Here is a 7,266-nt window from a genome sequence, read left to right on the forward strand (position 1 = left end):
AGGTTGCTCCATCAGGCGCCTGAAAACGGCCGCTTTCGACAGTTGGTCGAAGCACGCACCGAACGGCTGATCCACTCGTTCACAGTAAATGTACGATCACGACATTCTGTGCGGAACTTTGGCTGTTCAGGGAAGTTGAGATGAAGGCAAAGAGTCGAAGTGGTGATACACTGAGTTGCGACTTCGGCATTGTGAGGGTGCCATGCAAACACGTGAATCCGACGTCTTCAATCTCTTCTCGGAAATCTACGGCAGTCAGACAACCGAGGAGATGAGCCTTCAGCAATATCTGCTCGCTTGCCGCGACCAGCCTGCGATGTACGCGACTGCGGCCGAGCGAATGGTGGACGCCATTGGCGCCCCCACGCTGGTCGACACCAGCGCCGACGCCCGACTGGGGCGCATCTTCGCCAACCGAACAATCAAGATTTATCCGGCATTTGCCGAGTTCTACGGCATGGAAGACACGATCGAGCGTATCGTCGGCTACTTCCGCTACGCCGCGCAGGGGCTCGAAGAGCGCAAGCAGATCCTCTATCTGCTCGGCCCCGTCGGTGGCGGCAAGTCGTCGCTCGCCGAACGGTTGAAGAAGCTGATGGAAGAGCGGCCGATCTACACGCTCAAGATCAACGGCCAGGTCAGCCCGATTTTCGAATCACCCCTCGGGATGTTCCATCCCGAACGCATGGCCGACCTTCTCGAAGACAAATATGGCATCGCCCGGCGCCGGCTCACCGGCCTGATTTCGCCCTGGGCTGCCAAGCGGCTCGAAGAAATCGGCGGCGATGTCGCGAAATTCTCCGTCGTCAAACTGATGCCGTCGCGGCTGCGCCAGATCTGCATCGCCAAGACCGAACCCGGCGACGAAAACAACCAGGACGTGTCGGCGCTTGTCGGCAAGGTCGACATCCGCAAGCTTGAACATTTCAGCCAGTCCGACCCCGACGCCTATTCCTACAGCGGCGGCCTCAACCGCACGACCCAGGGGCTTCTCGAATTCGTCGAGATGTTCAAGGCACCGATCAAGGTGCTGCACCCGCTTTTGACCGCGACCCAGGAAAGCAACTACAACGGCACCGAGAGCTTCGGCGCCTTCCCCTACCAGGGCATCGTGCTTGCCCATTCCAACGAGTCGGAATGGCTGCAGTTCAAGAGCAACAGGAACAACGAGGCATTCCTCGACCGCATCCTGGTGGTCAAGGTGCCCTATTGCCTGCGCGTCACCGAAGAACGGCAGATCTACGAAAAGCTGCTGCGCGAAAGCGAGCTGGTGAGCAATCCATGCGCACCCGAGGTGCTCGACATATTGAGCCGCTTCACCGTGTCGACACGGCTGGCCGAACACGAGAACTCGCCGCTCTACACCAAGATGCGCGTCTATGACGGCGAGAACCTCAAGGATGTCGACCCCAAGGCCAAGTCGATGCAGGAGTATCGCGACGCCGCCGGCGTCGATGAAGGCATGAACGGCGTCAGCACGCGCTTTGCCTTCAAGGTTTTGTCGGAGACGTTCAACTACGACACCAAGGAGATCGCCGCCGACCCGGTGCACCTGATGTATGTTCTGGAGCAGGCGATCAAGCGCGAGCAGTTCCCGGGCGAGATCGAAGCCTCCTATCTCGACTTCATCAAATCGGAGATTGCGACGCGTTATGCCGAGTTCATCGGCCACGAGATCCAAAAAGCCTATCTCGAATCCTATAGCGAATACGGCCAGAACCTGTTTGACCGCTATATCGCTTATGCCGACGCCTGGATCGAGGACCAGGACTACAAGGACCCAGACACCGGCCAGATCCTCAACCGCGGCATCCTCGACTCCGAACTATCGCAGATCGAGAAGCCGGCTGGCATCGCCAACCCCAAGGACTTCCGCAACGAGGTGGTGAAGTTCACGCTGAGGGCACGCGCCAAGAACAATGGCCGCAACCCGTCGTGGACGAGTTACGAGAAGCTGCGCGAGGTGATCGAAAAGCGGATGTTCGGCCAGGTCGAGGACCTGTTGCCGGTGATCAGCTTCGGAGCCAAGCGCGACAGCACCACCGAAAAGCAGCATGCCGAATTCGTCGAGCGCATGACCGAGCGCGGCTACACCCAGCGTCAGGTCCGCCGGCTTGTCGATTGGTACATGCGGGTCAACAAGGCAGGCTGACCGGGAGCGAACGGGGACCCACATGCCGAACTTCATCGATCGGCGCCTCAATCCCAAGGACAAGAGCCTTGGCAACAGGCAGCGTTTTTTGAGGCGCGCCCGCGAAGAGTTGAAACGGGCGATCAACGAGCGGATAAAGTCTGGCAAGATCGGGACCGCCGACCAGGACCAGATCATCCCCATTCCCCGCAAAGGCATTGGCGAGCCGACCTTTCAACGCGCACCGCATTCGGGCCGCCGGGAGGAGGTCCTTCCCGGCAACAAGACCTTCGGCACCGGCGACCGCATCCCGAGACCGGCGGCGGGAAGCGGCAAGGGGTCGGACCCGTCATCGTCGGGAGATGGCGAGGACGATTTCCAGTTCGCCCTATCGCGTGAAGAAGTGCTCGACCTGTTTTTTGAAGACCTTGAGTTGCCTGACCTGGTGAAGCTCAACCTCAAGGAAGTGGTGACGTTCAGGCCACGCCGGGCCGGCTACACGATGAGCGGCAATCCGACCAGCATCAGCGTCGGCCGCACCATGTTCAACAGCTTCGGCCGGCGTATCGCGCTGAGAAGGCCCAAACAATCCGAGATCGACGAAATCGCAGCCGAGCTGCTCAAGCTGGAAGGTGAGCGGCGGCCAAGTGCTGCCACCCAGCAACGCATCGCAGTGTTGCGCGAACAACATGCGACGCTCGCGCGCCGCCGCAAGCTGATCCCCTACATCGACCCCATCGACATCCGTTTCAACCGCTTCGAGCCGCAGCCGGTGCCCAACGCCAATGCGGTGATGTTCTGCCTTATGGACGTCTCGGGCTCGATGGGCGAGCGCGAAAAGGACCTCGCCAAGCGCTTCTTCGTGCTGCTGCACCTGTTTCTCAAGCGGCGCTACGAAAAGACCGACATCGTCTTCATCCGCCACACCCATGAGGCCTCAGAGGTGGACGAGGACACGTTCTTCTACAGCACCCAAAGCGGCGGCACTGTCGTTTCCACTGCACTGGACGAAATGCTGCGCGTCATCCGCGAGCGCTATCCCGCCAAGGACTGGAACATCTACGCGGCACAGGCTTCGGACGGCGACAACATCCCCAACGATTCCGAGCGCTGTGTGTCCATACTCGACAACACGCTGATGCGGCTGTGCCAGTACTACGCCTATGTCGAGATCATCGACGAGCGCGAAAGCGAGATGTTCCGCCATGCCGACAACGGCACGTCACTATGGAACGCCTATCGCGAGGTGAGTGCCGCATGGCCGAACTTCGAGATGACGCGCATCGCCAAGCCGTCCGACATCTATCCCGTCTTCCATGAGCTGTTCGCCAAGGCTCCGGCGCCGGCAAAACGCGGTTGAGGATGCAAGGTGGAAAAGCGTTCGAAAACGTCGTCGCTGCTGTTCACAAGTTCGGACTGGAACTTCGACGACCTGGCGCGCGCCTATGACGCGATCAAGGAGATCGCCGTCGATGAGCTCCGCCTCAACTTCTATCCCAACCAGATCGAGGTGATTTCGTCGGAACAGATGCTCGACGCCTATTCATCCATCGGCATGCCGTTGATGTACCAGCACTGGTCCTTCGGCAAACATTTCGTCCACGAGTCGAACCTCTATCGCAAAGGTCGCATGGGGCTCGCCTACGAGCTGGTGATCAACTCCAACCCGTGCATCACCTATCTCATGGAAGAAAACACCATGGCGTTGCAAACGCTGGTGATCGCGCACGCTTCGTTCGGCCACAACCACTTCTTCAAGAACAACTATCTGTTCCAGCAATGGACCGATGCAGGCGCCATCCTCGCCTATATGGAATTCGCCAAGAGCTACATCGCGCGCTGCGAGGAGAGGTATGGCCCCGCCGCCGTGGAGGCCGTGCTCGATGCCGCGCACGCGCTGATGCCGCAAGCGGTGTTTCGCTATCGCCGGCGGCCGCGCCTTTCGGTCGAACGCGAACAGGCGCGCATCCGCGAACGGCTCGAACACGAGGAACGCACCTTCAGCGACCTTTGGCGGACGCTGCCTCAATCGGCCGAGGCCGGAGTGCCGCGCGAGGCCGAGACCGACATTTCGGAACGCCAATCGGCCATCGAATATCCGGAAGAAAACCTGCTCTATTTCCTGGAGAAATACAGCCCCGTACTCAAGGCCTGGCAAAGGGAGATCCTGCGGATCGTTCGCGTCATTGCGCAATATTTCTACCCGCAACGCCAGACCAAGGTGATGAACGAAGGCTGTGCCACCTTCGTCCACTACACGATCATGAACAGGCTTTTCGACAAGGGCAAAATCAGCGAAGGCACGATGCTGGAGGTGCTGCAGAACCACTCCAACGTGGTGTTCCAACCCAGTTTCGACGACCCGCGCTACAGCGGCATCAACCCCTACACGCTCGGCTTCAACATGATGCGCGACATCCAGCGTATCTGTACCGAACCGACGGCCGAAGACCGCGACTGGTTCCCCGATTTCGCCGGCAATGGCGACTGGTGCGGAACGCTGCTCGACGCCTGGGCAACCCACCGCGACGAGTCCTTTATCCGGCAGTTCCTGAGCCCGGCGCTGATCCGCGACATGCGCCTGTTTTCGCTGCAGGAAGAAGCCTCCGACCCGTACTACGAGGTGACGGCCATCCACGACGAGCGCGGCTATGAGCGGGTGCGCTCGCGGCTCGCCGACAACTACGACGTCGGGGTGATCCAGCCCGATATCCAGGCGGTCGACGCCGACCTCAAGGGCGACCGCAAGCTGCGCATCAAGCACACCGTGCACCATGGCGCGACATTGCAGGAAGAGACACGTAACGAAACGGTGCGCTATATCCAGCGCCTGTGGGGCCACGAGGTCAGCCTGGTCGGCGTCGACGGCACGACCGAAAAGACGCTCTACGAATTCTCATCGAAGGAACTTGCCGAAAAGGCCTAGCCCCGGTTCAGCATCGCCTTCATTTTCCTGACGATGTCGGCATCGGTGTGCTTGGATCGTGGTGCGACAAAGCCCAGTTCCAGCGCCTTCGCATTCCCCGCATCGGCGGCAACCGAACAGGACGAATGTACCTCGCGCAAGGGCAGCCGCGCCTGGATCGCACCAAGCGTGTCGAGATTGACGCCCGAACCCGGCATGATGGCGATACGGCCACGCGCCTGGTCGAAGCACTTGGCCAGCGCGTCGAGCCCCTTGAGCGCGGACGTCTCGCCACCTGAAGTCAGGATGCGCTCGAAGCCCAATTCGACAGCCAGCTCGATGGAAGGTCCGAAGTCCGGACTGGCAAGGTCGAAGGCGCGGTGAAGCGTCATGCCCAGCCCATTTGCGTGACCTGCCAGGCGCGAAAGCAGGTCGCGATCAAGCGTACCGTCAGGCCTGTTGGCGCCAAGCACGACACCTTCAAGGCCCGCCGCGCGCACCGCATCGATGTCGGCGAGCAGGGTTGTCATATCGGCATCGTCGAAGACGAAGTCCCCGGGCCGCGTACGGATCATCGCATAGACAGGGATCGGCGCCTTGGCGGCAAGTGCCATCAGGCCGGGCGATGGCGTGAGGCCGCCGGTTTCAAGTGCCGCGCAGAGCTCGATGCGGTCGGCACCGCCTGATATCGCGGCAGCAAGGCTTTGCGGGCTGTCGACACAGACTTCAAGCAAGATTTTCTCAGACATGGGTCAGCTCCTGAAAACCAAGCGCGGCCGCACCGAGCAGGCCCGGCTCGGTGGTCAATGCCGCCTTGACCAGCAGCGGGCTTTGCGAACGCCGAAGTGTGCGGCCGCGCACCTCATTGTCGAGGGCAGCGATCAGTTCGGGAACGTTTGACAGACCGCCACCTACGGGAACGACGGAAGAGCCAATAATATTGAGCGTCAGCGCCAACGGCACGCCGACCAGTTCGAGATAGATGTCCATGGTACGGCGTGCTCGTGCTTCGTTCTCGCGCCAGCGGTCGATGACCTCGGTGCTCGACAGCATCTCACCGCACAGGAAGTGGTGCAGCTTCTCTACGCCGCGCGCCCCGCCAATGGTGTCGACACACCCGGCCTGACCGCAGCCGCAGGCAAAATGCGGAATGTCGACCGGCGGCTTGCCAACTCTTGTAGCAAGCGCCTGGCCATGGCCCCATTCGCCGGCATAACCGCCAGCACCCGTGACAAGGCGCCCGTCGATGACGAGGCCGCCGCCGACCCCTGTTCCCAGGATGATGCCGAAGACATTGCGGTGTCCGCGCCCTGCCCCGCTTGTCGCTTCGGCCATGGCGAAACAATCGGCATCGTTGGCGATCCACACCGGCAGGCCGATTATGGCTTCGAGATCGACAGCGATCAGCCGGCTATCGATGCAAGGGATGTTGGCGCATTTCAGGCTGCCGGAGGCAGGATCGACAACGCCGGCAATCGAAATTGAAACGCCCTTGGTACTGCCTCGATCCATTGCCACGCGTTCGGCGATGACGGCGGCGAAGGCGCCGAAATCGTCGAGCGGCGTTGTCACGCGGTCGATGATCTCGATTTCGCCGGCAGAACGGGCGCGGGCGCTTTTTATCGTTGAACCGCCAATGTCGAAGCAGGTAAGCATGAAATCAGTTCCCGGATGGATGATTGCCGCGGGACGTCTGGCCACGGCGCCCGAATTTCAAGATGACAACTCGCAAAGGCCCTTATGGACAGTTCGCGCAAACGACGCACCTCGCCGACCATCGCCGATGTCGCCGAGCTGGCCGGCGTGTCGCGCGCGATCGCCTCGCGGGCGCTGTCGAGCGAAAGCCGTCCTGTTTCCGCCGACAAGCGCGCGCGTGTACTTGAAGCAGCAGACAAGCTCGGCTTCAAGCCCAATCTTCTGGCACGCAGCCTGACCACCAAGACGGTCAACCTGATCGCGGTGATCGTCAACCACATCCACGACTTTTCCGACCTCGACCTGTTCGACCTTTTGATCAGCGACATACAGTCGATCGGCAAGCAGGTCATCTTCCTGCGTGTCGGCTCGGTCGAGCGGATCGAGGAGTTTTTGCGCAACGGCGTTGCCTATCATGTCGATGCGGCGCTGGTTTTCTCCGACTTCGCCGACGCCGAAAGCGTGCGGAAAATGTTCCGCAGCGATGACGTCCTGATGCTCAACGGCATGCATGACGGCTCGTCTCCCTCGGTGG

General features: G+C 60.8%; 6 protein-coding genes. 4 read left to right on the forward strand and 2 right to left on the reverse strand.

Annotated features, from left to right (window positions below):
- The first annotated feature begins 202 nt into the window (after window positions 1–202).
- From AC1DWF_RS28495 to AC1DWF_RS28505, 3 genes are read left to right on the forward strand one after another with little or no spacing between them, the layout of a single operon-like run.
- A complete protein-coding gene (locus tag AC1DWF_RS28495) occupies window positions 203–2,152 on the forward strand; it encodes a PrkA family serine protein kinase (protein ID WP_476788524.1) in 1,950 nt (649 codons plus the stop codon).
- A 22-nt stretch (window positions 2,153–2,174) separates the two neighbouring features.
- Window positions 2,175–3,491 carry a YeaH/YhbH family protein gene (locus tag AC1DWF_RS28500; protein WP_476784643.1) on the forward strand — a complete coding sequence of 439 codons (1,317 nt, stop codon included), beginning with the start codon at window positions 2,175–2,177 and terminating at the stop codon, window positions 3,489–3,491.
- Window positions 3,492–3,500: 9 nt separating this feature from the next.
- Window positions 3,501–5,057 (forward strand): SpoVR family protein, encoded by a 1,557-nt coding sequence (locus AC1DWF_RS28505; RefSeq protein WP_476784644.1) that lies wholly within the window; start codon window positions 3,501–3,503, stop codon window positions 5,055–5,057.
- Here the strand turns inward: AC1DWF_RS28505 and AC1DWF_RS28510 are convergent.
- Window positions 5,054–5,785 carry a copper homeostasis protein CutC gene (locus AC1DWF_RS28510; RefSeq protein ID WP_476784645.1) on the reverse strand — a complete coding sequence of 244 codons (732 nt, stop codon included), beginning with the start codon at window positions 5,783–5,785 and terminating at the stop codon, window positions 5,054–5,056. The two genes, AC1DWF_RS28505 and AC1DWF_RS28510, sit on opposite strands and share 4 nt — an antisense overlap.
- Entirely contained in the window at window positions 5,778–6,692 is a 915-nt protein-coding gene (locus AC1DWF_RS28515) for an ROK family protein (protein WP_476784649.1), read from the reverse strand. Before AC1DWF_RS28515 ends, AC1DWF_RS28510 begins: the two co-directional genes overlap by 8 nt.
- Before the next feature lie 84 nt (window positions 6,693–6,776).
- Here AC1DWF_RS28515 and AC1DWF_RS28520 point away from each other — a divergent pair.
- Window positions 6,777–7,266, forward strand: a 490-nt coding sequence (locus AC1DWF_RS28520) for a LacI family DNA-binding transcriptional regulator (protein WP_476842342.1), incomplete at its 3' end; no start/stop codon positions are given.

The sequence above is a fragment of the Aminobacter sp. P4_D5 genome (assembly GCF_056401815.1).